The organism is Cellulomonas humilata (assembly GCF_013359775.1).
GTDB classification, from domain to species: Bacteria; Actinomycetota; Actinomycetes; order Actinomycetales; family Cellulomonadaceae; genus Cellulomonas; species Cellulomonas humilata.
In genome coordinates this window covers 1-473 of the sequence record NZ_JABMCI010000016.1, presented here as the reverse complement: position 1 = coordinate 473, position 473 = coordinate 1, and the positions used below count along the sequence as shown (strand labels likewise).

Below are 473 nucleotides of genomic sequence, written 5' to 3'. Positions count from 1 at the left end.
TGGTCGGACAGGTGCAGGAACCGGCGGGCGCGCTGGTTCTCGTGCGCGCGGTCCCGGGCGGCCGGGTCGAGCTCGGCGACGAGGCGCTGCACGGACCGGGTGAACGTGGGCGCGTCCTGGGTGGTGCCCAGGTGCACGATGGCGTCCTGCACCGACGGGTTGACCAGGGCGTCGTTGACGGTCTGGGAGGCGCCGGCGCTGATCCGGGCGAACGCGTCCAGGTGCCCGACGGGCATCGCCCCGGACTGCACCGCACCGGCGACCGCGGGCATGGTCGCGAGCACGTCGGCCTGGGCGATGTCCCGCCTGGCCCCGGGCAGACCCGCACGCGTGGCCGACCCGTGTGCGGCCTCGAACGAGGCGACCCCGGGGCGCTGCCAGGTGGTGGAGTCCCGTTCGGCGAGCAGCACCGCCGACCGGACTCCGGCGAGCACCCCGTCCACCGGCCGCAACCCGGACAGCACCGCCCGCCG

Annotated in this window: 1 protein-coding gene; it reads right to left on the bottom strand. The window is 76.3% G+C overall.

Going from position 1 to position 473, the window contains the following annotated elements; all coding sequences use genetic code 11:
• Nucleotides 1-473 (bottom strand): DUF222 domain-containing protein (locus HP550_RS00075; RefSeq protein ID WP_175345565.1); only part of this gene is annotated, 473 nt, incomplete at both ends.